The organism is Cloacibacillus evryensis DSM 19522 (assembly GCF_000585335.1).
Classification (GTDB): Bacteria; Synergistota; Synergistia; order Synergistales; family Synergistaceae; genus Cloacibacillus; species Cloacibacillus evryensis.
This window is the reverse complement of record NZ_KK073872.1, coordinates 1,225,488-1,251,766: the sequence shown is the minus strand read 5'-3', so window position 1 is coordinate 1,251,766 and position 26,279 is coordinate 1,225,488. Positions and strand designations below refer to the sequence as shown.

Sequence of the window (26,279 nt, the reverse complement as noted above, 5' to 3'; positions counted from 1 at the left end):
TTCATATACAATTAGGTGGTCAATACCAATATAAATGACAGGGAGGACTTCCCTTGGACGCGAACATTCAAAAGATAATGAGAAACATCCCCTCCATGGACAAGCTGCTGGCTCTGCCGTGGATAGACGGATACGAAAAAAAACTTGGACGCGAGACGGTGAAGCTGCTGCTGACCGAATTGCTCGCCGCCCAGCGCGCCAGGATACTTAAAGACCCAGACACGGCCTTCGACTTTGAATCGATCGAAAACGACGCGAGGCGGCTGCTCGATAAAAAATCGACGCCGAGCCTGCGCCGCGTCGTCAACGCGACCGGCGTCGTCATCCACACCAACCTCGGACGATCGCTGCTCGCGGAGGAGGCGGTAAAAGAGGTCCTTGAGATCGCCGGCTCATACAACACCCTTGAATATTCACTCGAAGAGGGCGCGCGCGGCCACCGCAACAACCACGTGGAATGGCTGCTCTGCCGCCTCACGGGGGCGGAGGCGGCGCTCGTCGTCAACAACAACGCGGCGGCGGTGATCCTGGCCCTCTCGGCGCTCGCGAATGATAAAGAATCCGTCGTCTCGCGCGGGGAACTCGTCGAGATCGGCGGCTCCTTCCGCATCCCGGACATCATGGCCCTTTCCGGCACAAGGATGGTCGAGGTCGGCACGACAAACCGCACGCACCTCAAAGATTACGAAACGGCGATCACGGAAGAATGCGCGGTACTCCTGAAGGTGCATCCGTCCAATTACCGCGTTACGGGATTCCACTCCGCCGTGCCGCGCGAAGAACTCGCGGCGCTCGCCCGCGCCCGCGGCCTGGTCTTCATGGAGGACCTCGGCAGCGGCATGCTGATAGACACCTCGGCGGCGGGACTCTCAAGCGAAAACGACCCCACCGTCGCGGAATCGCTCAAAGCCGGCTGCGACATCGTCACCTTCTCCGGCGACAAACTGCTCGGCGGCCCGCAGATCGGGGCGATCGTCGGTAAAAAAGAGCTGATAGAAAAACTGAAATCGCATCAGCTGCTGCGCGCGCTGCGCGTCGACAAGATGACGCTGGCCGCCTGCGAGGCGACGCTGCGCCTCTACCTGCGCGGGGACGGCCGCGCGATACCGACGGTGGACATGATCTTTAAAACCAAAGAGGAGCTGCTTGAGGATGCGAAGAGATTCAGCCGCCGGCTCAAGAGCTATTTTAAGAACACGAGGATACAGCGGCTGATGATCGAAGTCGTCCCCGTAAACGACACCGTGGGCGGAGGCACCTTTCCGCAGTCGGAGCTCGCGGGATACGCGGTGGCCCTGCGCCTGCCCGAGATGGGCAGCGCGGGCAAACTCGCGGAAAAGCTGCGCCGGGGAAGCCATCCGGTGATCACGGGCGCGGCCGAAGACAAAGTACTCTTCCACCTGCGCACCATGCGGCCGGGAGACGACAGGCGGATCATCGACGCCCTTGACGAGATCCTCCACATGCCGTCGGAGCGCGGAGCCTGATATGGCCAACAACGAGTACCCATTTGTCATCGGCACAGCCGGACACATAGACCACGGCAAGACGACCCTCGTAAAGCGCCTCACCGACGTCGACTGCGACCGCCTAGCGGAGGAAAAAAAGCGCGGCATGACGATCGAGCTGGGCTTTGCCCCCTTCACCCTGCCGTCGGGGCAGACGATAAGCATCGTCGACGTTCCCGGACATGAAAAATTCATCCGCCAAATGGTGGCGGGAGCGGCGGGCGTAGACGCGGTAATGCTCGTCATCGCCGCCGACGACGGCGTGATGCCGCAGACGCGCGAACACCTGGCCATCCTCTCGCTGCTGGGCATAAAAAACGGATTGACAGTTATCAACAAAATAGACCTCGTCGACGAAGAGATGCTCGAAATGGCGGTGGACGACGCCAAATCGCTGCTTGCGGATACATTTCTGGCCGATAAGCCGGTCATACCGGTCTCCGCTTACACGGGAGCGGGCATCGAAGAACTCAAAAAGGCGCTGCAGCGGATGACAGAAACGGCGGACGCCAAGAGCCGCAAAGGCGCTTTCTTCCTCCCCGTCGACCGGGCTTTCCACATCTCAGGCTTCGGCACCGTAGTCACCGGCACGGCCATCAACGGCGAAGTCCGCGAGGGAGACGAGGTAGAGGTGATGCCGCGGAGCTTCCCCTCAAAGGTACGCTCCATACAGGTACACGGCGCGCCTGTCTCCGTCGCCACGGCGGGACAGCGCGTCGCGGTGAACCTTGCTGGAATATCGCTCAGCGATGTGGGACGCGGGGACGTCGTAACGGCGAAAGACTGTTTCACCGCCTCCAAGTGCCTCGACGTCAGCATCAGGCTGCTGCCGTCCGCCGAGCCGCTTAAACACTGGCAGAGGCTGAGGCTCCACGTGGGGACCACGGACACCGTGACCCGTGTCTCGCTGCTCGACAGGGAACAGATACTTCCCGGCGAAAGCGCGGCGGCTCAGTTGATAACGGAAGACCCCGTCGTCGCCTCGATGAACAGCTGCTTCATACTGAGGACATACAGCCCGCTGGTGACGGTGGCCGGCGGAAAGATACTGATGCCCGCGGGCGAACGCCCTAAAAACAGGCAGTCAAAGACCGCCCTGCTGGAATATCTCGACAGGCTCTCCGAAGAACCGCAGCTAAAAGAGAGGCTGCTTGCGCTGATAAACTACAAAGGGCTGATAAACGCGGCCGACGCCGCGAGGATGAACGAGATAAACATCGCGGAGCTTATGCGCGCGCTCTCTCCGCTTGAGGCGAGGGGGGAGATCGGCGTGATCCGCGGCGGCAGCGCCGTCCTGCTCTCGAAGGGCAAAATGGAAGAACTCGGCTCCGGGCTCGCAAAGGCCCTCGCCTCCTTCCACAGGGAACACCCTGAGAGAAAGGGAATGCCCGCCGAAGAATGCGCAAAGGCCATTGACTTGCAGGATACGAAGTTTACCCGCGAACTTCTCACGCTCTTTGAAAAACAGGGCGTGATAAAATTTGAAGACGAGCGGGCGCGTCTCGCCAACTTCGAGCCCTTTGACGAGGAACTTTTCTCCGCCAATGTCACGGCGCTGAAAAAATACGCCGTCAAAATGGGTTACTCCATGCCAAGCGTCGAAGAGGCGCAGGCTGCCCTGGGCTTCACCGCGGAAGAGATGAAACGCATTATCGCCTACCTCAAGGAGAAAAAAGAACTCGCGCTCATAACGGGCGCGTTCCTTCTATTCCTTGAAATTGAGGCTGATTTCAAAGAAAAGTTAGCAAATATTTCCGGCGACATTACGCTCGCCGCGGTGCGCGACGCGACCGGCAGCAGCAGAAAATACGCTCTGCCGCTGCTTGAATACTTTGACAGCAAGGGGATCACCAGACGGGTCGGCGACAAGCGCATATTAATGAAAAAATAAATGTTTGCATAAAAGGCTGGTAAACGCACCTCCCTTTCAAGATTGTATTGCAATCTCGCCAATTTTGATGTACAATTACTTGACGACTTGTGGAGGTGTTGTGTATGGCGTATACTTTAGAATCAATTCGTGAGATAGTGTCTCTCCACAAAGGGTCCAAAATCTCATACCGCGCGGCCAACGGCAGGCGCAAGATTGAGGAGCGCACAGGGATAATAAAGGAGACGTACCCCAGCCTCTTTACGGTATTCATAGAATCCCAGCAGAGTACGATCTCTTTCAGCTATACGGATCTCCTCACCAAAGAAGTTGAATTGCAGCTGGAACCCAGCGGAGAAAATCTCTTTTAGAAATTCTTTGACTGACTACGCCCCGGCAGACGAGCCGGGGCGTTTTAGTATATCTTCAGGAGGATCAAGGTGCAAAGCATAATAAACTCCCCTATCAAAATAAACCTGACACTGCGGATACTCTCCCGGCGCAGTGACGGATATCATGAAATATATTCACTATTTTGGCAGAAAAGAGCGGTAGAGAGGTTGACAATTCGGGCAAATTGCGATGAAATTATTGGAGATTTTCTGGAAGTAACAGGAATGCCGATAATAGGAGAAAACCTTGTAACAAAAGCTCTCACGGCGGCAAGGGAGTGCGCGGCGAACATCCCGCCCCTCAAAATACGGCTTGATAAATTTTTTCCTGCCGGGAGCGGGATAGGGGCCGGGAGCGGCAACGCGGCCGCGTTGCTGAAGTGGCTAAGGGAAAATTTCCGTCTTGAGATGACGGAAAAAGAAATCGGACGGCTAGGCGCGGATATCGCCTTTCTCGCCTCCGACAGTGAAATGGCGGCAGCGCGCGGCATAGGAGAAATTTTGACCCCGGGCGGAGAGGCTCCAAAGCTGGGATGGGTGCTTGCTTTTCCCAAGTGGAGTTCCGACACGAAAGAGGCCTACGCGAAGCTGGACGCCATGCGCGCCGAGAACAAAAACGAGGCTCCGCCGTCGGAGGAAGAGATCGCGGCAGAGGCCGCCGAATGCCTGCGTCGGCTCAGGGAAGGACATCGGGCGAACCGGCTGCCCAACGATTTTTTCCCTATACTTACAGAGGAGCACCGCGAGTACGCGGTCGCGGAGGAGATAGCCTCGGAAACGGGCGCCCGCGGCTGGGGGCTCTGCGGCAGCGGAAGCGCTTTCTTTGGCCTCTACGCTGACCGGGAAGAGGCGCTTCGTGCCGAAAAGATATATAACAATGAAGGCTGGATATTAAAAACATTTAATATGGAGTGATCACTATGAGGGGTCAAAGAACAGAAAGACTGGTCAGGTTAGCGGCAAAATTTATGCTCTGTCCGTCGAAGCTTATATCCCTGACAGATCTTGCAAGCAAATTCAACGTCTCAAAGACCGTCATCAGCGACGACGTCGAAGTCATCAATTCGGCGATGGTAGCGGAGGGATTCGGACAGATGCAGGTCGACCGCGGACGCAGCGGCGGCGCGCGCTTCGTTCCGATATGCACGCCAGAATACCGCCAGACGCTGCTCTCCGAGATCGCCGAAAAACTGACAGACCCGGAGAGGAACCTGCCCGGCGGACTGATCTACTACAGCGACCTTATCTTCAACCCAGAAACGGCCCTCTCGCTCGGTTACTGCATGGCCTCGCTGTTCACCGACGCCGAACCCGACGTCGTCATGACATCCGAGGTAAAGGGCATCCCCATCGCGATGTTCGCCGCCTACGCGCTCGGCGTTCCCCTCGCCGTCTGCCGCTTCCGCAATCGCCCCAGCGACGGGGCCGCCGTGGGCGTGCACTATCCGACCGCGAGCGGAGACGTCAAAACCATGTATATAGGCACCCGCCAAATGCGCCGCGGCTGCCGCGTCCTCATCGTAGACGACTTCATGCGCGGCGGCAGCACCGCGTCCGGCATGCTGCTCATGGCGAAGCAGTTCGACGCCGAAGTCGCGGGGATCGGCGTCTTCATCGCCTACGACGAGCCGAAAGAAAAGACCGTCCCCAACTACCGGTCGCTGCTGACGCTGAAGCACAGCTCGGAGGGGCAGAACCGCCTCGCCGTGACGCCGGGCAGGGAGTAGCGTCCCTCGGCCCATTTATAAAAAAGTGTTTGACGTATCACTGAAAATGTCGTAGAATCTTACCTCGTGGAAGGGAGGTGACTCGCCATGGGTATAAAAGTTAACCTTGATGACTGCATCGGCTGTGGCGTGTGCTTCGAGCTTTGTCCACAAAATTTTAAGCTAGACGAAGATGAAGGCAAATGCATGGTCATAAGCAATGAAGTCAATTCTTCGGCTAAAGAGGCGGCTGACAGCTGCCCGGTATCGGCTATAACGATAGACTAGCCCTGCCGCCCTGACATAAGGGCCCATAGCTCAATTGGTTAGAGCTCCCGGCTCATAACCGGATGGTTTCAGGTTCGATTCCTGATGGGCCCACCACCGACAAAAATCCCGGCTTTTTAAGCCGGGTTATTTTTTTGAATATATACCCAAAGAACGCGGCTGTGAAAATGATCGTTGCCGCATACCCTTACCAACAAACTCATAATTACGACATATTTCCCGTCGCTCCGGCCTGCGAGCCGGAGCCCGGCGGCTTGGGGGTTAGGGGTTAGGCCGGCGAATGAGCGCGTCGGGCGGGGCGGCGGGGGCAATCGAGCTCCGCCGCCCTCTTTCGTCACGTTTCTAGCAGGTGGCGCCGCCTGTTGCGTGGAGGCCGGCTGCCAGGATCTCGTCTTTTCTTGAGAGGATGCCGCCGTCGAGCAGTTCCTTTTCCACGTACTCAAAACCGAGGCGCGAGATGGTGGAGGCGAAACGTTCTCCGGTCTTTCCCTGTTCGCAGAAGAGCAATATCGCCCGTTCTATGGCCGCGAGCGCCTCTTCCCTGTCGGTAAATACCTTGCCGAGCGGCCTGCCCACGGCGGTGGACTTCCCCCACCTGCCGCCGATGTATATTTTATATCCCCGCGTGCCGTCCTCGATGGCGTCAAAGCCGCACTTGCCTACGCAGCGTCCGCAGTTGTTGCACTTCGCGCCGTCTATCTGAAGCAGGCCGTCCGCGACCTTCGCCGCGTTCATGGGGCAGGCGCTCACGACCGCGCACTTTTTGCAGCCGTTGCAGCTCTCTTCGTCAAAGTTGGGGATCAGCTGGCCGATGATCCCGACGTCGTTGAGGTCCGGCTTGACGCAGTTATTCGGGCAGCCGCCGACGGCGATCTTAAATTTGTGCGGCAGCTTCACAGACCTGTAACCGTTGTAGAATCTCTCGTGGATCTCCTCTGACAGCTCAAAAGTGTCGATAAGGCCGTACTGGCAGGTCGTCCCCTTACAGGAGACGACGGGGCGCACTTTGGAGCCGGTGCCTCCGGTCGAGAGCCCCGCCTTCGCGACATGGGCGCGAAAATCCTCTATCTTGTCGAACGGTATCCCCTGACATTCGACTGTGAGCCGCGTCGTCATCGTGACGACGCCGTTCCCGTAGAGCTTGGCCGCTTCGGACAGGCATATCATCTGGTCGGCGGTTATCTTGCCGTTTACGGTGATGATCCTCCCTGAAAAATTATTCGTGCCCCTGTTCCTCAAAAAACCCAGCGCCTTGACGGACTTCTCTTCCTCGGGCGTAACAGAACCGTTTGCCATAACTGATTTCTCCCCTTATTCCCTTGATTTATTCTTCGATATCTATTTCATTGAAGATATGCCCGGCTTCGAGCACCTTCGTATTATCATAGCCGTAAAATTTCATGCGGTTCTGCGTCAGATAGGCGCGCTTGCCCTTGGCGCAGACGAGAAGCAGCTTATCGCCGGTCCCGTATTCCGGCAGCGGCCCGGCTATCTTCGTAAGATCGACATAGGGCGCGCCCTCCAGCGACGGATTTATCGAAACATCCACTATCTTATAATCATCCGCCAGTCCCGCCGCGTATTCCGCGGGAGTGAACGAATCCAGCCCGCCGCTTATCTTGTTGAGAAGCACGTTGAGCGTATGGGCGAAGGGATGTATCGCCGTTGAGAACGGCGGCGCGTAGGCAAGGTCCATGTTTTCAAGGTCATGCAGCGAGGCTCCCAGCGTCAGCGCGACGACGGCGATATCGACCATTTTGTCGACCGCGCCCTTGCCGAGCGCCTGCAGGCCGAGAAACTTGCCGCTTTGCCTGTCGGCGATCATCTTAACGATAAAATTTGACGCGCCCGGATAATAATGCGCCTTGTCGTCTACGACCGCCGTCACCGTCACCACGTCATAGCCGGCCTCTTTCGCCGCCGCCTCCGTGAGGCCCGTGCGGCCGACGTTGAGCTCCGGCAGCTTGCAGACGCCCGTGCCGAGCACGCCGGGATATGAAAGCGCCTCCCCCGCGAGCACCCTGGCGGCCAGGCGTCCCTCTATATTGGCGGAAGAGCCCATCGGGGACCAGGCTGGGGCTCCCGTGACGCGGTTCGTCACCATCGCGCAGTCGCCGACGGCATACACGTCTGGGTCGTTGGTACGCATCTGCCCGTCGACCTTTATCGTCCCGCCGGGGGCGAGCTCGATGCCGCTGCCGGCTAGAAACGCCGTGTTCGGACGGATGCCGAGCGACAGCACCACTGCGTCCGCCTTCATCGCGCGCTTATCGGTCCTTATCTTCTCCACCTTTTCGCCGCCGATGATCTCCTCGAGCTTCGCCCCGGTGAAGCAGGCGATGCCGTGGTCGGCGAGATGCCTTTCGGCGTAAGCGGCCATTTCCGGGTCAAAGCCGGGAAGGATCTGCTCCGCCATATCGATGACCGAAACCCTGACGCCCTTCGCAGCGAGATTCTCCGCCACCTCGAGGCCGATAAAACCGCCGCCGCAGACGACCGCGCGCCGGATCTCCCCCGTATCGACCGCCGCGCGCAGAGACACGGCGTCCTCCGGCTTCCTCATAAAAAATACATTTTTCAGATTTATCCCGGGAAAGGGCGGCGCCACGGGGCTCGCGCCCGTCGCAATGACCAGCTTGTCGTAAGAATAAGCCTCCCTCTCCCCCGTCTCCGTGTCGACGGCGGTCACCAGCTTCGCCTCCCTGTCCAGCGAGACGGCCTCCTTGCCCGTAAGCACCGCGGCGCCCGTCAGCGCGGAAAACTTCTCCGGCGTATTGACGATAAGCGCCCCCCTGTCGGCGATGACGCCGCCGACATAATAGGGCAGGCCGCAGCCCGCGTAGGAGATATCCTTATCCTTTACCAATATGCGGACTTCCGCGCCGCGGTCTTCCCTCTTAAGCTTCGCCGCGACCTTCGTGCCAGCCGCCACGCCGCCGATCACAAGAATCTTCACAATTCCACGCCCCTTGTAATATTATTTGCCGCAGCCAATTATAGGGCTATCTTTTGATTATTAAAAGTAATAAAATATAATTTATATCATAGGTAAAACCTATATACCGGGAGGAACAAAATGACCCTTCATCACCTTAGAATCTTCATCGCCGTCGCGGAGAGCGGCAGGATGAGCGCGGCCGCGCGCGATCACCACCTCTCACAGCCGACGGTGAGCCAGATCATCCGGGAGCTGGAAGAATACTACTCCGCCGCGCTGTTCGAGCGGCTCTCCAAAAGGCTCCATATCACCGAGGAGGGCAAAAGGCTCCTCGGCTACGCGCGGGAGGTGATAAGCGCCTATGAAAACCTTGAATACAACATGTCTCCCGCCGTGCGCCGCGACACCCTCCGCGTGGGCTCCTCCGTCACCGTGGGAATGTGCGTGATGCCGGCCGTCGTCAGAAAATTCTCCGAAACAAGGCCGGATACCGACATCTACAGCTACGTCAACAACACGCGGACGATAGAGGAGATGCTGCTGCGCTCGGAGCTGGACGCGGCGGTCGTCGAAGGGAAGATAAGAAATCCCGACCTCCTCCGCTTTCATCTGATGGACGACTACGTCGCGCTCTTCTGCGCCAAGGACCACCCCTTCGCGGGGAAAAAGTACGTCAGCCTCGACGAGCTCTGCCGCGAAAACTTCGTGATGCGCGAACATGGCAGCGGCACAAGGGAGATATTTGAGAACTTCATCGTCGAGCATAAGAGGAAACTGAAAATCAAATGGGAGGTGGCCTGCTTCGATTCGACGCTGCGCGCGGTGCGCGAAGAGGGCTGCATCGGCGTCGCCTCCATCCGCCTGCTGATACCGCACCTCGACGCCGGCGGCATCCGCGCGATCTGCAGCGGCAGCGGCGACTGGGACAGGGTCTTTTCCCTCGTCTACCACAAAAACAAATACATGACGGAGGCGATGGAGGCCTTCATCGGGACGGCGCGCGGGATAAAGGACGCCCCTCTGCCCGACAGAGGCAGGATGGCACGGCTGGTGGCGTGATGGGGGAATTCCGCCGCGATGGCATGTTTATTGGCGCTTCGCGCCGCGCAGCAGGTGCGGTTCGGTGTTTGCGAGGTTTTTTGAGATAGATTCGGCGGGCGGGAGTTTTTTGTTTGCGTGAATGCTTTTATTTGAGTATGTAAAAAGACGAAAAAAGGGATGCTATAGCAGCACCCCCATTGAATTTATCTTTAGCTATTAATCTAGTCTTTGTCTTTTTTAATTATCATATGTACCTTGTCTTGTGGGGTTTTAATAATCTTAGTAGCAGTATTATCATCATATAAACCTGCATCAGCTGCCATAGTCACAAGTTTTTTCTGGACACCTGCCTCCTTCGTAGTTCCCGTAACGTTCAAATCCCCTGACTTAACTCCTGCTTCGAGATTATACTTTGTCGTATCGGTTTGTGTATCCAAATATTTGTCAACACTCTCGATGTCTGTTGCTTTGGGCCATACACGATTTTCTGCATAATACATTAAACAGGCAGATTTAATGTTTCTCATATCTGATACAATTTTTGTTGCCTCAGCCGTATCCGTCGCCGAACCGGTCGACAGCATCATCATCCCGGCCAGTATGCCGATAATGATTATAACGATAAGCAGTTCTACGAGGGTGAAGCCTTTCGCTTTGCGGTACTTTTTGATCATCTTTTTCATTTACATTTTTCCTCCCAATCTATTTTTGCCGAATGCCGCGCGCGCGCCCACCCTGCTCGGACCGGACTCGCCTTCCGGTCCCCCGTTTGATTTGACAGATATGCCCTTGCATATCCCTCCCTCGATGATATCTCCGTTTGTTTATATCTATAATTTTTCCGAGCCGCGCCTGGCGGCTCCGCTGTTACCATCCTGATTATAGTATCAATTTCAACAAAAGGAAAGAGATGTATTTCTTAAAAGGGCCGAATTTGCCATAAATCGCAGCAATATATCTCTTAAAATGCTCAAATTTGCCATATATCACATAAAAGCCTGGATCGCCGAGATGATCGGCAGGAAGATGGCGAGCACCATGAAGCCGACGATGACGCCGACGAAGACGACCATGACCGGCTCGAGGATCGAGCTGAGCCGCTTGATCTTCTCCGAGAGCTCCGCGTCGTACCAGTCGGCGACCTTCTCGAGCATCTCGTCGGTGCGCCCCGTCTCTTCGCCGACGGCGATCATGTGGCCGATCATCGGCGGGAAGAGCTTTTTCTCGCGCACGACATCGTTGAGGGCCCGCCCCATCGCGGCGCCGTCGCGCATTTCGAGGAAGCCGCGCTTTATCTTCTCATTACCCGCGACGTCGGCCGTCATCTCAAGCGCGGAGAGCACGGGGACGCCGGAGCGCAGCAGCGAGCCCATCGTGCGGAAGGAGCGCGTCAGCGAGGCCTTGAAGGCGATGTCGCCGAATACCGGTATCCTAAGCATAAAGGAGTCTAGCGGCAGCTTCATCGATTTCATCTTTCGCAGTTGGCTGAAAAGGAGGACGATTGCGACGACGGCAAGCGGGATGATATACCAGTTGTGCTCCATCCAGCGGCCGAATTTGAAGGTCATCAGCGTCAGCGCGGGGAGTTTTATGTTAAGGTTGGAAAAGGCCTTTTCAAACTGCGGGATGACGACGGCGACCATCACGCCGAGGACGAGCAGCGCGATGCCGATGACCACCGCGGGGTAGGTCATCGCCGAGATGATCTTCTTGCGGAGGTTGTCCTGGTCGTCCATGAAGGAGGCGATCTTCGCGAGGCTCATGTCAAGCGTGCCGGACTCCTCGCCGGAGCGCACGAGCGGTATCGTGATCGCGTCGAAGCATTTGGGGTTCTCGGCGAGGGCGCTACCGAGCGTCGTGCCGGCGCTGACGCGTTTGTAGACGCGCGTGAGCACGCGGCGGAAGCGCCGGTTCTGCGTCTGGTCGACGAGGATAGCGAGCGAGGAGGTGACTGGGATGCCGGCGGCGATCATCGTCGAGAGCTGGCGGAAGAAGATGAGCTTGTCGCGCAGCTTGATGCGCGGGGAAAGGTCCCAGAATTCGCTTTTGCCCTTCGGATCGGCGGCAAGCTTGTCGCCCGGGGCGGAGAGCGATATTTCCAGCTGCTGCGAGACATTGAGCGGGACCCAGCCGTTGCCGCGTATCCACGAGAGGACCTCCGGCTCGCCCGGCTCGTTGCGTGTGCCGCTGACCGTCTTCCCGCTCTTGTCCTTAGCCTCATAGTAAAATTCCATCAAAACCAACTCCCGCTTAAACGCTTACGTCTGAGAGAATATAGTTATTAGCGAAAAAAGTCAACGCAAAGCGGTAAACGGCGGGTTACCAAAGACCTTTGGCTCCCTCTTTTGAACAGAGTCCCGAAAATCGGACAGCCAAATAAAGCCCCTGGATTATAATAAAACTAAATACATATAAAGGGGGCTCTTCTATGCGTAAACGTAAAACAGAAGAAAGAATAAAAGCAATTGAGATGCACAAACAGGGAATTCCACGAAGGCGGATTGCTGAAGAACTTGGTGTTAGTCATGATTCTGTTAAAACATGGATATCTTTATATAAGAGCGGACAGAAGGACTTACTGGATGATACAAGGAAAAAAGAACCTACAGCAAGGCTGTAAAACTTGAAGCTGTTTCGGCTCATTTAGAAGAGGGACGTACTATGGTAGATGTTACCTCATCTTTTAACATTTCAAGTCCCTCTCTTTTAAGACGATGGTGTAAGGAATTTATCGAACAAGGGGATATTTCTAGTTCAAAACAAGACTGTCCAGATAAGAAATTGGAAGTTACAAATAGCATAGAAAAGATTAAAGAGCTGGAAATGCAGGTCGATGTATTAAAAAAGCCTTAGAGCTGCAAAGGTGGTGATAGAAAGAAATATTAAATACAGAATCATTTTTGAATTTTCAACAAAACATTCTGTCTGTGTAATGTGTAGATTTTTGTCCGTATCTCGTTCGACATACTACAGTTGGCTAAAGCGGCGTGGAATGGAAGATAAAGACGGTCCTCTCATAGAAGCAATAAGAACGGGACAGAATATCAACAAAAACACTTATGGGTACAGGCGAATGACTCTGTGGCTCAACAACTTCATTGGCATTCATGTAAACAATAAGAGGGTAAGGCGTGTTATGAAAAAAGCGGGACTTCAAGCGGAAATAAGAAAAAGAAAAAGTTTAAAGTGATGTCAGGAAATATCCACAGCTATGAGAATATCCTGAACAGAGAATTTCGTTCCGACAGACCAAACCAGAAACTGGTTACTGATATCACATATATACGAACAAAAAGGGTAATATATTCCTCTCCATGATAAAAGATCTCTTTGATAATTCCATACAGGGATATCAAATCAGTCGTAATAATAATATTAAGTTAGTAACCGATACATTGAAGAAAGCATTTGAAAATAATAATAAGGTGGTCGCTGATGGACCAATCCTCCACAGCGACCAGGGGTTTCAATATACAAGCCATGCATATTTCAACCTGACACAAAGATACGGACTCAAGGTCTCGATGTCAAGGAAAGGAAATTGTTTGGATAATGCCTGTGCAGAAAACTTCTTTAGTCACATTAAATCAGAACTCGTCAACCGAGTAAAATGGGAGAACTACGAGGAGGCCAAAGATGCTATAGACGAATATATAAGGTATTATAATAACGACAGGATACAGATAAAATTGAAAAAGGCTCCGATGCAATATCGAAGTCTCTTTATTGAATAAATTTTTGATACCCTTGGGAGCTTTTATAGCGTTGTCCGGTTTGCGGGACTCTGTTCAGGCGAGGGGGCTCCGGCGAAGCCGGTGGAGGAGGGTTGACCTTGGTTCTGACCTTATCCTCTTCCGCGGCTTCTGCCGCGGGCACTGTTTAGCGCGAAAAACCGCGCCAAACAGTACAACACTCCTTCCGACCCGGCGCAAAAATCGCGCGCCGGCCCACCTCTGGTGTAACTACCAGCCGAGTCGCACAAATCAGCAAAACTCTGATTTGGCTCCCTGGCCGCCTCGGCGAGGGAGGCTTAAAAGGCATAAATCGCAGTTTATCTTTTCCTTGTAATTGAGTAAACCGCGATTTGTCCGGCCTTTCTTGACGCGTTTGCCGCGGGATTTTATCCGTTTCGCAAACGAGTGATGATGTCAGAAGAGCTATACAATACGCGCAGTACCGTGACACAATCTCCCTCCACCACATAGATTGCGGAGTAATTCCCGACAGGCAGTTGTCTCAAACATAAGTCGCACTCCGGCTGGAACGCAAATAATTTATACCGCTCCGGGAATTCATTTAGTGATTCAATCCCATCCGCAATGCGGTCGTATTGTTTCATCGCCGTATCCGAAACTTTGAGATTGTCCGCGATATACTCGTAAATCTCAGCCATGTCCTCCAACGCTTTGTTGGTGATTTTTATTTGATATTGTTTCATCTGTGCGATTCACGAAATCTGGCAAAGGCGGTGGAAGCATCCTGTGTGCTGCCTTGTCTCATCTCCTCATAGCCGGCCATTAGCTCCGCGCGAAGCCGCTCCGCCGACATGGCGTCGGCATTGACGGCGGCCGGCACTTTGGGCAGGGATACTTCAAAGGGAATGCCTCCGGTCAAAGTGATCTGGCGCAGAAACATATCCACAGCGGTCGCCATCGGAACGCCCAACTGCTTCAAAACATCCTCTGCCTGCATCTTTACTGTGGGATTTACCCGCAGGTTTAGCGTCGTAGACTTTTCCATAAGATCAACTCCTTCCATAGACATTGTAACGTAAATTACGTTACCGATCAAGGTTGTTTTTACAAGTCCAATTAGTGAGCGCATCCCCCCAGAGCTGCCTCCGCCAATCTCCGCGCAGCGGCCGCCGTTATCCCACGAAAGAGGCCGGAGACTGACGTCCCCGGCCTCTTTATTGTTTCGTTTTTTTTGCGGTCTGTGGATTATGCGCCCGGACTTAGTAGTCCATGCCGCCCATTCCACCCATGCCGCCCATTCCTCCGGCCATGTCGCCGAGGGACTCTTTCTTCTCGGGCTTGTCGGCGACGACGGCGTCCGTGGTGAGGATCATCGCCGCGATCGAGGAGGCGTTCTGGAGCGCCGAGCGCGTTACCTTCACCGGGTCGATGATGCCAGCTTCGATCATGTCGACATATTCGCCGGTGGTCGCGTCGAGGCCCTGTCCCTCTTTGAGGGTCTTGACCTTTTCGATGATGACGTCGCCCTGCATGCCGCTGTTGTGGGCGATGAGGTAGAGGGGTTCGGTGAGCGACTTGCGGACTATCTGCGCGCCGGTCCTCTCGTCGCCTTCGAGTTTGGCGATCTCTTTATCAAGGGCGTTGGTGCAGCCGACGAGCGCTACTCCGCCGCCGGGGACGATGCCCTCTTCGACCGCGGCGCGCGTCGAGTTGAGAGCGTCTTCTATGCGAAGCTTGAGTTCCTTCTGCTCGGTCTCGGTAGCGGCTCCGACCTGAATGACGGCCACGCCGCCGACGAGCTTCGCGAGGCGCTCCTGGAGCTTCTCTTTGTCGTACTCTGAAGTCGAGTCGGCGAGTTCTTTCTTGATCTGCGCGGCGCGGTCTTTGATCGCCGCGGAGTCGCCGGCGCCTTCGACTATCGTCGTGTCTTCCTTGGTGACTTTTACCTTCTTCGCGTGACCGAGGTCAGCAACGTCGGCGCTGTCGAGCTTGCGGCCTACTTCTTCGCTGATGACGGTCGCGCCGGTGACGGTGGCGATATCCTGGAGCATCGCCTTTCTGCGGTCGCCGAATCCGGGGGCCTTGACGGCTACAACCTGAAGGATGCCGCGGAGCTTGTTGACGACGAGTGTCGCGAGGGCTTCGCCCTCAACGTCTTCGGCGATGATGAGGAGCGGCTTCGCGAGCTGGACGCTCTTCTCAAGGACGGGAAGCATGTCTTTGACGTTTGAGATCTTGCCGTCTACGATGAGGATGTTGGCGTCGTCGAGTACCGCTTCCATGCGGTCGGGGTTGGTGATCATGTAGGGGCTGAGGTAGCCTTTGTCGAACTGGAGCCCTTCGACGGTCTCAAGCGTGGTGCCGAGGCTCTTGCTGTCTTCAACGGTGATGACGCCCTCTTCGCCGACCTTCTCCATCGCCTCGGCGATGAGCTCGCCGACTTTCTTGTCGTTGGCGGAGATGGCCGCTACCTGAGCGGTCTTTTTGTGTCCCTTGACGGGCGAGGCCTGCTTCTTGAGCTCTTCGACGACGACCGCGGTCGCGTCTTCCATGCCCTTGCGGAGCTGCATGCCGTTCGCGCCGGCGGCGACGTTTTTGATGCCCTCGCGGATCATCGCGCGGGCGAGGACGGTGGCGGTCGTGGTCCCGTCGCCGGCGACGTCGTTGGTCTTGGAGGCTACTTCTTTGATGAGCTGCGCGCCCATATTCTCGAACGGATCTTCGAGTTCGATCTCTTTAGCGATGGTCACGCCGTCGTTGGTGATAGTCGGCGAGCCGAATTTCTTCTCAAGGACTACGTTGCGTCCCTTGGGGCCGAGTGTGATGCCTACCGTATCCGCGACTTTATTGATCCCGCGCTCCATCGAGCGGCGCGCGTCTTCTCTGAAAAGCAATGTCTTTGCCATGATATTATTCCTCCCGTTTATCTATCTAAATAATTACTTCTCGATTATCGCGAGAACGTCTCTTTCACCGATGATGAGGTAGTTTTCGTCGTCGACTTTGACTTCGGTTCCCGAATATTTGCTGTAGATGACTTTGTCGTCAACTTTGACTTCCATCGGCTGGCGCTGTCCGTTGTCCAGGACTTTGCCGGCTCCGACCGCTACGACGATGCCCTCGACGGGCTTTTCTTTCACTGTGTCCGGAAGAACGAGGCCGCCCTTAGTCTTCTCTTCGTTCGGCGCTGCCTTTACTACGATCCTGTCTCCAAGTGGCTTAAGTTTCATTAAGAGATCCCTCCTGTTATTTTTAAAGCAATTTGTTTTTTGTGTTAGCACTCACATTCATTGAGTGCTAATTTTCTTTACGCCTGAAATTTTACTGACTGACGGCGCTTTTCTCAAATATGATTATAGGCAAATATTTTTCGTTTTACTCTGTAATATTGCTTTATCTTCGATTTGCTTTATTATCCATAAAAATTTTTGACTTTATTAAATCTTACGGGTAAATACTTATTTTCCGATGATTTTTTATCAAACTGATGTTTTTATCGTAGTCCGCCTCTATGCCACTCTTCTCGTCTATCCGGCCAGCGGTGAGACGCGCGCTCATTTACGCGGCGCGCAGCTTCCCTCAAAAAAAAACGGTGAGAGGGGCCATGCTGGGGTCCCTCTCACCGGATGTTTTTGCGCGCTGCTTTTATTACAGGCGAGTCGCGATCGTCTCTTCAAAGAATTCGTGGGCCGTTTCCGGCGACACGCTGTATATTTTTCCGTCCACGTCGACCGATACGTCGTTCTGGCACTGCCCCATGCAGAAGGAGCCGCTTATCTCTATTTTGTCGTGGAGCTTTCTCTTCTCTATTTCGTGCTGGAATAGCTGTAGCACGTTGTAGGCCCCTTTGAGGTAGCATGACGTGCCGATGCATATTCTTACGACGGCCATGACTTACGCCTCCCCGTTCGCGCGGTAGTGTACGTGGAGCAGGTCGTGGACGCGACCCTTGAGCAGCCCGCTGTAGAGCGCCATCATCAGCGGGTTCTCTTCGGAGCGTTTTATGCTCGACATTTTGTCCGCCGAGTAGAGCCCTTTGCCGCGGCTCTCTTTGCCCTCGTGGAGGACGAAGGGCTGTCCCGCGCCGCAGACGCAGCCGCCTGGGCAGGCCATGACTTCCACGAAGTCGTAGCGTTCGCCGTTTTTGATGCGGCCTATCAGTTCATGGGCGTTGCCGAGGCCGCTCACCACCGCGATCTTAAGTTCGCGGCCGCCGTATTTCACGGTAGCCTCTTTGAGGCCCTCATTGCCGCGCACGCCCTTGAAGGCGATCGCCTGCAGCGCCGCCGCCGATTTGTCGGAGACGATCCGGCGCAGCACCGCCTCGGTGACGCCGCCGGTAACGCCGAAGATGACGCCGGCGCCGCTCATGGTGCCAAAGGGCATGTCTACCGCCTCCGGCTCCAGTTCGGAGAATACCAGCCCGGATTCTTTGATCATCTGGATGAGCTCCTGCGTCGTGATCACGCAGTCCACATCAGGCCCCAGTTCGCCGCGGAATTCTTCGCGCGCCGCCTCGGCCTTTTTCGCCGTGCAGGGCATGACCGCCACGTGCACGTGTTTTCTCGGCGAGTGTTTGTGGTGTTCTTTGATCACCGCCGCGAACATCTGCATCGGCGAACGGCAGGTGGAGAGGTTTTCCGCCACTTCGGGCTCGTTCTTCTCCGCGTAGTTCACCCAGGCGGGACAGCAGGAGGTGAAGAGCGGCATCTCATGTTCGCCTTCGCCGAGCCGCGCGAGGAATTCCGCGGACTCTTCGAGTACCGTGAGGTCCGCTCCCGTCGAGGTGTCGAATACCTCGTTGAAGCCTATACGGCGCAGGGCGGCGACGATTTTGCCCATCGCGTTTTCGCCGTCGCCGATGCCGAGCTCTTTTCCGAGCGCGACGCGCACGGCGGGCGCTATCTGCACGGAGACGCGCGTCTCTTTTTCGTCGAGCGCCTTCCAGACTTTCGCGCTGTCGTTCCTGATAACGATCGCGCCGGTCGGGCAGACGGCGGCGCACTGGCCGCAGCCGACGCAGACGCTTTCGCTGATGGGGATGTCGAATACGGTGCTGATGGTCATTTTTGAGCCGCGCCCCGCGAAGTCGATCGCGCCGACCCGCTGTATCTCGTTGCACATCCTCACGCAGTCGCCGCAGAGGATGCATTTGTTTTGGTCGCGCGTGATGCAGAGAGAGGATTCGTCGCGGCGCGGGGTCTCGGCCCCGTTCGGGAAGCGCACGCCGTCGATGTTGAAGCGCATCGCGAGCTCCTGCAGCTTGCATTTGCCGTTGTTGCCGCAGGTGGTGCAGTCGCGGCAGTGGTCGGCGAGCAGCAGTTCGAGGATCATTTTGCGGTATTTGCGTAGGCGCTCGGTGTTCGTCCAGATCTCCATGCCCTCTTTGGGCGGGGTCGAGCAGGCCGCGTCGAGGCCGCCCCATTTGTTTTCGACCATGCACATGCGGCAGGCGCCGTAGATGGAGAGCTCGGAATAGTAGCAGAAGGTCGGGAGTTTGATGCCGGCCTTGCGGATGACTTCAAGGATGTTTTTCTCGCCGCTTATTTCGACGGGGAGCCCGTCTATCGTCATGTATTTTTTCGTCTCCATCTCGCCTAGACCTCCTTGACCGCGTGGAAGGGGCACGCCGTGACGCACGCGCCGCATTTGATGCATTTTTCTTTGTCTATCGTAAAGGGTTCTTTTATTTTACCGCAGATCGCCTCCACGGGACAGCCGCGCGCGCATTTCGAGCAGCCTTTGCAGAGCGCGGGATCGATCTCGAAGCTTTTGAGCTTCGCGCAGGCCCCCACGGGGCAGTATTTTTTGCTGATATGGGCCTCGTATTCCTCGCGGAAGTTTTTGATGGTGCTGACGACCGGCAGCGCGGCGGTCTTGCCGAGGCCGCAGAGGGCGGTGTGGGATATCATATCGGCGAGTTCGAGCAGCAGGTCGATGTCGCCCTCGCGCCCCTCCCCCGCGACGATGCGTTCAAGTATCGCGAGCATCTGCTTGGTGCCGCCGCGGCAGGGGACACATTTGCCGCAGGACTCGTTCTGCGTGAAGTTCATGAAGAAGCGCGCCACCTCGACCATGCAGGTCCTGGAGTCCATGACGACGAGGCCGCCGGAACCGATCATCGCCCCCGCCGCCTTCAGCGAATCGAAGTCAAGGGGCAGGTCAAGATCCTTGACCGTAAGGCAGCCGCCGGAGGGGCCGCCGATCTGGACGGCTTTGAAATCCGCGCCGCCGCGCATCCCGCCGCCGACCTCAAAGACGATCTCGCGCAGCGTCGTCCCCATCGGCACTTCGATGAGTCCCGTGTTCTCTATGTTTCCCGTCAGCGCGAAGGCCTTCGTTCCCGGGCTCTTCTCGGGGCCGAGCGTCTTGTACCATGCCACGCCCTTGTTGATGATGAGCGGGACGTTCGCGAATGTCTCGACGTTGTTGAGCACCGTCGGGCTGTCAAAGAGGCCGTGTTCGACGGTGCGCGGCGGCTTGACGCGCGGCATGCCGCGTTTGCCCTCGATGGAGGCGGTCAGCGCGCTGCCCTCGCCGCAGACGAAGGCTCCCGCGCCGCGGTTGATGTGCATACGGAAGGAGAAGCCGCTGCCGAGGATGTCGCCGCCGAGCAGCCCCAGCTCCTCCGCCTGCGCGATCGCCGTGCGCAGCCGCGAGACGGCCATCGGATATTCGGCGCGCACGTAGATGTAACCGTTCTGCGCTCCGCAGGCGAGCCCCGCGATCATCATGCCTTCGAGCATCCGGTGCGGGTCGCCCTCCATGATGCTGCGGTCCATAAAGGCCCCGGGGTCGCCCTCGTCGCCGTTGCAGACGATGTACTTATGTTCGGCGTTCTGGCGTTTTACCTGGCTCCACTTGCGCCCGGTGGGGAAACCGCCGCCGCCGCGCCCGCGGAGGTTCGACTCTTCGATCATACCGACGATCTCGTCCCCGTTCATGTCAAAGAGGGCGCGTTCGAAGGCCGAGTAGCCGCCGATCGCAAGGTATTCTTTGATCGAGGTGGCGTCGATGTGGCCGCAGTGCTCGAGCACGTGGCGCGTCTGTTTCTTGTAGAAGGGGATCTCGCCCTGCTTCTTGTATATCTCGCCGTTTTTGGCGTAGGCGAGGCGCGCGATGTGCTCTCCGCCGACGATCGTCTTTTCGATGATCTCAGAGCAATCCTCGGGCTTGACCTTGACATAGAGCCAGCCCTGCGGCTCGATCCGCACCAGCGGCCCCATCTCGCAGAAGCCGTGGCAGCCCGATTTTTTAAGGCCGACCGAGTGTTCGTGCGGTTCTTCCCTGAGCTCGACGGCGACGTTGATGCCGCGCTCCTCCATTATCTTTTTCAATTCGTCGTATATTTCCAGCGAACCGCTCGATATGCAGCCGGTGCCGGCGCAGATGAGTATTTTTTTGTCCTCTTCACCAAGGCTCGCGGCATATATTTCGCGCAGTTTCCGCAGTTCTTCACGGGTCTTTATCATCTTATAAGCCCCTCCTTCAGCGCGGAGAGGAGCGCCGAGGCCTTGTCGGGCGTCATCGCAGGGTATACTTTGTCGTTGACGGTGAGCACCGGCGCGAGGCCGCAGGCGCCGAGGCAGGAGACGGTCTCCACGGTGAAGCCGAGGTCGTCGGTCGTCACCTTCTTATCGGAGAGGCCGAGCTCCGAGCGCAGCTGTTCAAGGATAGGGATCGACTTGCGCACGTGGCAGGCGGTGCCGTCGCAGACTTTTATCACAAATTTCCCCTTCGGGTTGAGGGAAAAATTTTCGTAAAAGGTGGCGACGCTGTAGATACGCGCCTGGGGCACCCTCAGCTTTCTGGAGAGATAGGGGAAAATCTCGCGGGGCAGATAACGGTAATGTTCCTGGATATCCTGTAATATCGCGATAATAGCCGTACCTGAAGACTCATGCTCTTCAAGTATCTTATCGATGAGCGCGTAATCAAATTTTTCTGTCACGATAACATTCCTCTCCGTCATTCATTATTTTTTGATTATAACTCATTTTATTTACGATATACAAGCGCTTGTCAGAAGGCCGGAAAACTATCCCGCGAGTATAAAAACTGACGTTAAGGCAGGCAGCGCCTTTTTGCCCGGATGAGCTCTGTGATAAACCGCCTGTCCAGTTCGGAAAGCGGATAGTCCTTTCTGTGGACCAGAACATCACGATAGGTTTTTCGGTTATCCGCACATTCCTTTTGTACAAGCTGGAACTGTTCCAGCAGTTGATTCGGGACGGGAGATACCCACATGAAGGTTTCTTTGTTGTGAAGCAGCAGGCTGAATTGACTTGCACGCTCAAAGACAAATATCCTGCGCTTGATCTCTTCCGGCAGCTCCTCTTTTCTGACGGCGGACAGCGCCAGCGAGGGCACGAACGGATCGGCATGCGCGATCTCAATGAAGGGCGTCAAGTCAGACAGGCGTATCGCGTCTTGAGCGGCAAGCGGGCTGTCGCGGTTCATGATCAGGACATAATGAAAATCCGTAATCAGTTCGTAGAGCAGCCCTTTTTCCTCAAATGATTTCTCAAAATATTTGTCGAATTTTTTGGCATACCTTACTATCCCCAGATCGTACTCGGAGGAAATCACGCTGTCCATGGTATGCAGCGAACTGGTTTCGTTATAATATATTTCCGCCTGTTCCGCGCTGACGCATGTTGAAAAACGGGCGAACGCGTCGGATATGTAGCTTGCCCTCGGTACGGATACGGAAAATTTTTGTTTTACCGACGCGCCGCTTTTATACATATACTCAACTTCATTTATCTGCCCGATAATCCTTTTCGCGTAACCGATGAAGTTTTCACCTTCCGGCGTTAAAGTCATACCTTTATAGGAACGATTGAATATGACGATGCCAAGGTCTTCTTCCAGCTCTCTGATCGCGCGGCTCAAATTGGGCGGCGCGACCAGCAGCTTTTCAGCGGCTTTGTTGATCGAGCTTAGCCGGGCTACTTCAATCGCGTATTCCCACTGGAGTATATTCATAGAATCTCCTTTCGCTTGCGTCGGCGGGACGAGAAAATCACCACAAAGAAAAAAGAGGCATCGTCCTTGTACAACGCATCTCACAAGAGGTCATCGTTTTATATATCACTCTTTAAAGTGTCGTCTCCTTTACGCCATTTTTTTGCCGGTTTAATCATGAATCCAGCCCCGCACCAAGGGAAAGATGACTCCTCCCACGGCATTGCCGACGGTCATGGACAGCAGATAAATAATTGTCTCGCCGCTCCACGCGCCCGCCATGACAAAGAAAAACATATTAGCCACACAATGTTCAAAGCCGCACAGAATAAAAACCATCACGCCCAGAAACAAAGAAAGGTATTTCCCTACTTCGTTGTCAATATTATTATAACCCTCCGCGGCAATATAAATAAGGATATTGCACAGAGCCGAGAGAATGAAAATACTGAGCAGGCTGTCCGGCGGCTTTGTTCCAAGGGATAAGCATACCTTGCCGTGACAGAGGCCAGGGCCGAAGGTACGGACGGCAAACGGCCCTACGGTAAAAAGAACGCCCCGTGCGGCCTGTCTTTCAGAGGGAGCAGCACGCAGCCGCCAAGTCCGGTACAAGCGCCAGCGTTTTCTCCGCCGCCTCAACAACGTGCTTGGCAAGCACCGCCGAGGTGACGGTCCCGACGCCGCCGGGTACCGGGGTGATGGCGGCGACCAGCGGCTCCACCGCATCAAAAAGTACGTCGCCGCAGAGTTTGCCCTCCGCGTCCACGTTGATCCCCACGTCGATGATCACCTGTTCACGGTTCGTGTAGTCTGCGCCGACAACGCCGGCCTTTCCCGCGGCGGCGATCAGGATCTCCGCGTTTCGGCAGGCCGCGGCTATGTCGGCGGTCTTTGTATGGCACATGGTGACGGTGGCGTGCCTCGCCTGCAGCATCATGGAAACCGGTTTGCCTATGACCAGGCTGCGCCCGATGACCGTTACCCGCTTCCCTTGCAGGGAGTAACCGTAGTAGTCCAGCATTTCTATGCAGGCCTGAGCGGTGCAGGGGGGAAAGCCCGTGCCGGCGCCGATGAATACCGACTCTAAAGATCCGCCGGTGATGCAGTCCACATCTTTTTCCGGCGAGAGCAGGGCACAGGCCGCCAGCTCGTCGCCCTTGACGGGCAGCGGCCTGAACATGAGGCAGCCGTGTATGGAATCGTCCTCGTTGATCGTTCTCACCGCGTCCAACAGTTCGTTGCGTGAACAGCCGCCGGGCAGCACGAAACAGCGCACATCCACGCCGACTTTTCCGCAGCGGCTTTTCGCGCCGCGTTCATAGGCCAGGTCATCCTCGCGTTCGCCGACGCGCAGAATGGCAAGCGTCGGCGTCACGCCTTTTTCTTTCAGCTTTTTCGCGCGTTCTTTCAGAACTTCCGTCAGCGCGTTTGCAACAGGCGCCCCTTTTAAAACGATCGACATAGCTATCTCCTTCCCCGCCTACCTCAGTCCGCCGGCTATTTCGTCGGCTATTTTTTGAGCTTTCGGCGAATACAGGCGCAGCATATCGTCGGCATCCGACTCAAGCTCCGCCGCCCTCTCCCTGTTCCGCAGCGTTTTTGTATTTACGAATACGTTGACGGCGGCGCTTTCCAGCGCCGCTTTGCAGAATAGCGCCCCGCACGCCACATCGGACATGAGCATGACGCTGCCCTTTTCCTTCATCTCATCCAGCAGGCCGACCGCCATGCAGCTGTAATGCATCATTTCGAGCGGCGCACGGCAGGCGTCAAGGGTCGCCCTCTCTAATATTTCCTCGCGTTTGGGGTCTTCTTTTGGAATGGAATAGGCTTTCGCAAGCGGCTCGAAGGCGGCGGCGTCCTCGTCCGCCAGCTCCAAAAACCTCTGCCTGATCTTTTCCGCCTTTGAGAGTATGACTTTTATATCTTCCTCCACGGCGGCGTATTTTTTACGGCCCGTCGTGAAATTGCCGACCATAGAGCAGAGCGCCGTTCCCAGCGCGCCGCAGAGCGCGGCGGCTCCGCCGCCTCCCGGCGTCGGCATTTTGGAGGCCAGCGCCTCCGCAAATTCGACGCAGCTTTTTTCAACTAGTTTGCCGCTCACGAAGCATTCCTCCTTAAAATTACCGCGAAGCGCCGGAAGAGGCGCCCCGCGGTTTGACGGCTAGAACAGTCCGCTGATCACGCCGTTTTCGTCGATGTCGATCTTCTCGGCCGCGGGAACTTTCGGCAGGCCGGGCATCGTCATTATGTCGCCCGTCAGCGCCACGATGAAGCCGGCTCCGGCGGAGACCTTAAGGTTGCGCACGGTGATCGTGAATCCGTCGGGCGCGCCGAGGCTCGCCGCGTCGTCTGAGAACGAATACTGCGTCTTCGCCATGCAGATCGGAAGATCGCCGAAGCCCAGCTCTGTCAGGCGCTGCGCCTGTTTTTTCGCGCCGGAGGTCAGCTGCACGCCGTCCGCGTGATAAACGCGCCGGCAGATGGCGTCGAGTTTTTCTTCTATCGGCTTTTCCAGCTCATAGCTGAATTTAAAATCGTTGGGGCCATCGCAGAGGCGCACGACCTCTTCCGCGAGGGCCATGCCGCCTTCGCCGCCCTTCGCCCACACTTCGGAGAGCGCGACGTTGACGCCGAGTTCGCCGCATCTCTTCTCGACGAGGTCCAGCTCGGCCTTCGTATCTGTCGGGAAGGCGTTGATCGCTACCACGCACGGCAGGCCGAAGACGTTCTTGATGTTGTCGACGTGGCGCAGCAGGTTCGGCAGGCCCTTTTCAAGGGCTTCGAGATTTTCGCTGTTCAGTTCGCTCTTGGCGAGGCCGCCGTGATGCTTGAGCGCGCGGACGGTGGCTACGACGACGACCGCGGTGGGGCTGAGGCCGGCCATGCGGCACTTGATGTCAAGGAACTTTTCCGCGCCGAGGTCGGCGGCGAATCCCGCCTCCGTGATGGCGTAATCCCCCATCTTCATCGCCATGCGGGTGGCGGTGATGGAGTTGCAGCCGTGCGCTATGTTGGCGAAGGGGCCTCCGTGGATAAATGCGGGCGTATGCTCCAGCGTCTGGACGAGGTTCGGCTTCAGCGCATCTTTGAGCAGGGCGGCCATCGCGCCGGCCGCGTGCAGGTCGCCGGCCGTCACGGGCTCGTCTTTAAACGTATAGCCCACGATCATGCGCGCGAGGCGCTCTTTAAGGTCTGTGATGTCCGCGGCCAGGCAGAGGACTGCCATGACCTCCGACGCGACCGTGATGTCGAAGCCGTCTTCGCGCGGCACTCCCTGCGCCTTGCCGCCGAGCCCGTCAACTATATTGCGGAGCTGGCGGTCGTTCATATCGACGGCGCGCCTCCATGTAATTTTTTTAGCGTCTATCCCGAGCGCGTTGCCCTGCTGGATGTGGTTGTCCAGCATCGCGGCAAGCAGGTTGTTCGCGGCGCCGATGGCGTGGAAGTCTCCCGTGAAGTGCAAGTTTATATCTTCCATCGGCGCGACCTGGGCGTATCCGCCGCCGGCAGCGCCGCCCTTGATGCCGAATACGGGCCCCAGCGAAGGTTCGCGCAGCGCGACGACGGCGTTTTTGCCGATGCGGCGCATCCCGTCGGCAAGCCCGACGGTCGTCGTGGTCTTGCCCTCGCCCGCCGGAGTGGGCGTGATGGCGGTGACGAGTATCAGCTTGCCGTCCGGCTTTGCGGTCTCTTTCAGCAGTTTATAGTCGATCTTGGCCTTATAGCTTCCGTATTGCTCGATATATTTCTCGTCGACCCCGCATCGGGCGGCGATCTCGTTGATCTTCAGCAAAGGTGCTTCCTGGGCGATCTCAATGTCTGTCTTCATTAAAAATTCCTCCTTATCGTATTTACATTTGACGCGTGTGTC

At 56.3% G+C, this 26,279-nt stretch carries 28 protein-coding genes and 1 tRNA gene; 12 read left to right on the top strand and 17 right to left on the bottom strand.

Annotated elements, in window-relative coordinates; all coding sequences use genetic code 11:
• Positions 1-53: 53 nt before the first annotated feature.
• The 7 genes from selA to CLOEV_RS05505 all read left to right on the top strand — a co-directional run bounded on the left by selA (position 54) and on the right by CLOEV_RS05505 (position 5,860).
• Complete coding sequence (gene selA / locus CLOEV_RS05535) at positions 54-1,487, top strand: L-seryl-tRNA(Sec) selenium transferase (protein ID WP_008711224.1); 1,434 nt, start codon at positions 54-56, stop codon at positions 1,485-1,487.
• A gap of 1 nt (position 1,488) precedes the next feature.
• Positions 1,489-3,399, top strand: a complete 1,911-nt coding sequence (gene selB, locus CLOEV_RS05530; protein WP_008711222.1) for a selenocysteine-specific translation elongation factor — start codon at positions 1,489-1,491, stop codon at positions 3,397-3,399.
• A 104-nt stretch (positions 3,400-3,503) separates the two neighbouring features.
• Positions 3,504-3,749 (top strand): Veg family protein, encoded by a 246-nt coding sequence (locus tag CLOEV_RS05525; RefSeq protein ID WP_008711220.1) that lies wholly within the window; start codon positions 3,504-3,506, stop codon positions 3,747-3,749.
• A 246-nt stretch (positions 3,750-3,995) separates the two neighbouring features.
• Positions 3,996-4,685, top strand: coding sequence for a GHMP family kinase ATP-binding protein (locus CLOEV_RS05520; protein ID WP_050805892.1), 690 nt, complete (start codon positions 3,996-3,998; stop codon positions 4,683-4,685).
• A 5-nt stretch (positions 4,686-4,690) separates the two neighbouring features.
• Positions 4,691-5,497 carry a phosphoribosyltransferase family protein gene (locus CLOEV_RS05515; protein ID WP_008711216.1) on the top strand — a complete coding sequence of 269 codons (807 nt, stop codon included), beginning with the start codon at positions 4,691-4,693 and terminating at the stop codon, positions 5,495-5,497.
• An 87-nt stretch (positions 5,498-5,584) separates the two neighbouring features.
• Positions 5,585-5,764, top strand: a complete 180-nt coding sequence (locus tag CLOEV_RS05510; RefSeq protein WP_008711213.1) for a ferredoxin — start codon at positions 5,585-5,587, stop codon at positions 5,762-5,764.
• 19 nt (positions 5,765-5,783) lie between these two features.
• Positions 5,784-5,860: transfer RNA gene (locus CLOEV_RS05505), tRNA-Ile, on the top strand.
• Positions 5,861-6,106: 246 nt separating this feature from the next.
• Here the strand turns inward: CLOEV_RS05505 and CLOEV_RS05495 are convergent.
• Both CLOEV_RS05495 and CLOEV_RS05490 read right to left on the bottom strand, forming a co-directional pair.
• A complete protein-coding gene (locus CLOEV_RS05495; RefSeq protein WP_008711212.1) occupies positions 6,107-7,060 on the bottom strand; it encodes a 4Fe-4S binding protein in 954 nt (317 codons plus the stop codon).
• Between the two features lie 28 nt (positions 7,061-7,088).
• Positions 7,089-8,720 carry an FAD-dependent oxidoreductase gene (locus CLOEV_RS05490; RefSeq protein ID WP_008711208.1) on the bottom strand — a complete coding sequence of 544 codons (1,632 nt, stop codon included), beginning with the start codon at positions 8,718-8,720 and terminating at the stop codon, positions 7,089-7,091.
• Positions 8,721-8,840: 120 nt separating this feature from the next.
• Between CLOEV_RS05490 and CLOEV_RS05485 the strand changes: the two genes are divergently transcribed.
• On the top strand, positions 8,841-9,761 hold the full coding sequence (locus CLOEV_RS05485; RefSeq protein WP_008711207.1) for a LysR family transcriptional regulator: 921 nt from the start codon (positions 8,841-8,843) through the stop codon (positions 9,759-9,761).
• A 203-nt stretch (positions 9,762-9,964) separates the two neighbouring features.
• Here the strand turns inward: CLOEV_RS05485 and CLOEV_RS05480 are convergent, their stop codons facing one another.
• Positions 9,965-10,426, bottom strand: coding sequence for a prepilin-type N-terminal cleavage/methylation domain-containing protein (locus CLOEV_RS05480; RefSeq protein ID WP_008711205.1), 462 nt, complete (start codon positions 10,424-10,426; stop codon positions 9,965-9,967).
• Between the two features lie 303 nt (positions 10,427-10,729).
• Positions 10,730-11,977: a type II secretion system F family protein gene (locus tag CLOEV_RS05475; RefSeq protein WP_008711203.1), complete on the bottom strand. Its 1,248-nt coding sequence runs from the start codon at positions 11,975-11,977 to the stop codon at positions 10,730-10,732.
• 194 nt (positions 11,978-12,171) lie between these two features.
• Here CLOEV_RS05475 and CLOEV_RS16405 point away from each other — a divergent pair, with 194 nt between their 5' ends.
• The 4 genes from CLOEV_RS16405 to CLOEV_RS17515 all read left to right on the top strand — a co-directional run bounded on the left by CLOEV_RS16405 (position 12,172) and on the right by CLOEV_RS17515 (position 13,477).
• Complete coding sequence (locus CLOEV_RS16405) at positions 12,172-12,363, top strand: helix-turn-helix domain-containing protein (RefSeq protein ID WP_083829526.1); 192 nt, start codon at positions 12,172-12,174, stop codon at positions 12,361-12,363.
• A gap of 41 nt (positions 12,364-12,404) precedes the next feature.
• Positions 12,405-12,596 carry a hypothetical protein gene (locus tag CLOEV_RS16400; RefSeq protein WP_039916653.1) on the top strand — a complete coding sequence of 64 codons (192 nt, stop codon included), beginning with the start codon at positions 12,405-12,407 and terminating at the stop codon, positions 12,594-12,596.
• A gap of 139 nt (positions 12,597-12,735) precedes the next feature.
• Complete coding sequence (locus tag CLOEV_RS17050) at positions 12,736-12,933, top strand: IS3 family transposase (RefSeq protein ID WP_051484912.1); 198 nt, start codon at positions 12,736-12,738, stop codon at positions 12,931-12,933.
• 88 nt (positions 12,934-13,021) lie between these two features.
• A complete protein-coding gene (locus tag CLOEV_RS17515; RefSeq protein ID WP_425393614.1) occupies positions 13,022-13,477 on the top strand; it encodes a DDE-type integrase/transposase/recombinase in 456 nt (151 codons plus the stop codon).
• A 386-nt stretch (positions 13,478-13,863) separates the two neighbouring features.
• Here CLOEV_RS17515 and CLOEV_RS05465 read toward each other — a convergent pair whose 3' ends face one another.
• From CLOEV_RS05465 to CLOEV_RS05405, 13 genes are all read right to left on the bottom strand, one after another.
• Positions 13,864-14,181 (bottom strand): type II toxin-antitoxin system RelE/ParE family toxin, encoded by a 318-nt coding sequence (locus CLOEV_RS05465; RefSeq protein WP_008711199.1) that lies wholly within the window; start codon positions 14,179-14,181, stop codon positions 13,864-13,866.
• Positions 14,178-14,483, bottom strand: coding sequence for a type II toxin-antitoxin system RelB/DinJ family antitoxin (locus CLOEV_RS05460; RefSeq protein ID WP_008711197.1), 306 nt, complete (start codon positions 14,481-14,483; stop codon positions 14,178-14,180). Before CLOEV_RS05460 ends, CLOEV_RS05465 begins: the two co-directional genes overlap by 4 nt.
• A 214-nt stretch (positions 14,484-14,697) precedes the next feature.
• On the bottom strand, positions 14,698-16,344 hold the full coding sequence (gene groL, locus CLOEV_RS05455) for a chaperonin GroEL (protein ID WP_008711196.1): 1,647 nt from the start codon (positions 16,342-16,344) through the stop codon (positions 14,698-14,700).
• 33 nt (positions 16,345-16,377) lie between these two features.
• Entirely contained in the window at positions 16,378-16,668 is a 291-nt protein-coding gene (gene groES / locus CLOEV_RS05450) for a co-chaperone GroES (RefSeq protein WP_008711194.1), read from the bottom strand.
• Between the two features lie 418 nt (positions 16,669-17,086).
• On the bottom strand, positions 17,087-17,329 hold the full coding sequence (locus CLOEV_RS05445) for a (2Fe-2S) ferredoxin domain-containing protein (RefSeq protein WP_034442411.1): 243 nt from the start codon (positions 17,327-17,329) through the stop codon (positions 17,087-17,089).
• A 3-nt stretch (positions 17,330-17,332) separates the two neighbouring features.
• Positions 17,333-19,030: a [FeFe] hydrogenase, group A gene (locus CLOEV_RS05440; protein ID WP_034442408.1), complete on the bottom strand. Its 1,698-nt coding sequence runs from the start codon at positions 19,028-19,030 to the stop codon at positions 17,333-17,335.
• Positions 19,031-19,035: 5 nt separating this feature from the next.
• Positions 19,036-20,910, bottom strand: a complete 1,875-nt coding sequence (locus CLOEV_RS05435) for an NADH-ubiquinone oxidoreductase-F iron-sulfur binding region domain-containing protein (protein ID WP_034442405.1) — start codon at positions 20,908-20,910, stop codon at positions 19,036-19,038.
• Positions 20,907-21,389 (bottom strand): complex I 24 kDa subunit family protein, encoded by a 483-nt coding sequence (locus tag CLOEV_RS05430; RefSeq protein WP_034442402.1) that lies wholly within the window; start codon positions 21,387-21,389, stop codon positions 20,907-20,909. Before CLOEV_RS05430 ends, CLOEV_RS05435 begins: the two co-directional genes overlap by 4 nt.
• Before the next feature lie 113 nt (positions 21,390-21,502).
• Positions 21,503-22,426: a LysR family transcriptional regulator gene (locus CLOEV_RS05425; RefSeq protein ID WP_034442398.1), complete on the bottom strand. Its 924-nt coding sequence runs from the start codon at positions 22,424-22,426 to the stop codon at positions 21,503-21,505.
• Positions 22,427-22,576: 150 nt separating this feature from the next.
• Positions 22,577-23,017 (bottom strand): formate/nitrite transporter family protein, encoded by a 441-nt coding sequence (locus CLOEV_RS05420; RefSeq protein WP_051484910.1) that lies wholly within the window; start codon positions 23,015-23,017, stop codon positions 22,577-22,579.
• A complete protein-coding gene (locus CLOEV_RS05415; RefSeq protein WP_051484909.1) occupies positions 22,980-23,867 on the bottom strand; it encodes a bifunctional 5,10-methylenetetrahydrofolate dehydrogenase/5,10-methenyltetrahydrofolate cyclohydrolase in 888 nt (295 codons plus the stop codon). Before CLOEV_RS05415 ends, CLOEV_RS05420 begins: the two co-directional genes overlap by 38 nt.
• Before the next feature lie 18 nt (positions 23,868-23,885).
• A complete protein-coding gene (locus tag CLOEV_RS05410) occupies positions 23,886-24,509 on the bottom strand; it encodes a cyclodeaminase/cyclohydrolase family protein (protein ID WP_034442395.1) in 624 nt (207 codons plus the stop codon).
• Positions 24,510-24,569: 60 nt separating this feature from the next.
• Positions 24,570-26,237, bottom strand: a complete 1,668-nt coding sequence (locus CLOEV_RS05405) for a formate--tetrahydrofolate ligase (RefSeq protein WP_034442392.1) — start codon at positions 26,235-26,237, stop codon at positions 24,570-24,572.
• Positions 26,238-26,279 lie beyond the last annotated feature (42 nt).